General features: G+C 46.8%; 1 protein-coding gene. It reads right to left on the reverse strand.

Features of this window, described 5'->3' with window-relative positions:
• Positions 1-189: 189 nt before the first annotated feature.
• Positions 190-695, reverse strand: a 506-nt coding sequence (locus DW830_RS15565) for an ABC transporter ATP-binding protein (RefSeq protein WP_147487294.1), incomplete at its 5' end; no start/stop codon positions are given.

Below are 695 nucleotides of genomic sequence, written 5' to 3' on the forward strand. Positions count from 1 at the left end.
ATGACCAGTGCCCTATTGCGTTTAAGCAAGAAAGGCTACATCATCCGAAGTGACAGATATGAAATAGAAGACCCATTCTTCAGGAAATGGATACTCAAGAATATGATTGAGTAAGATTATATACTGAGAAATCGCCAGCGAAGCTTTACTACTGCTTCGCTGGCGATTTTATTCCATATCAAACGCATTTTAGTTTCCCAGTTCCAACTGATTCTTCACAAGGTTATAATATGCCCCTCGCTTAGCGGTCAAAGATTCATGGTTGCCAATCTCAACCACCTTTCCCTGGTTGAGGACTACGATTTGGTCGGCATTCTTTACCGTACTCAGGCGATGAGCAACTATCACAACCGTCTTGCCTTGATAGAACTTATCCAGGTTTTCCACGATATTACGCTCGTTGTTGGCATCTAGCGAGTTGGTGGCCTCGTCCAGGAAGATATAGTCAGGATTCTTATAAACCGCCCTTGCTATCAGGATGCGCTGCTTCTGTCCCTGGCTCAGTCCCACACCATCACGCCCTATCTTGGTGTTGAACTTCAGCGGCAAGGCCATCACATAATCCTTGATGCAAGCTATCTCAGCTGCTCTCATCAAACGGTCTTCATCTATCTCTGCATCATCCACAGCTATGTTGCGCCCGATGCTCTCCGAGAAGATGACACCCTCCTGCATCACCACGCCACACTGTCGGC

This window comes from Prevotella sp. AM34-19LB, from assembly GCF_003468525.1.
GTDB lineage: Bacteria > Bacteroidota > Bacteroidia > Bacteroidales > Bacteroidaceae > Prevotella.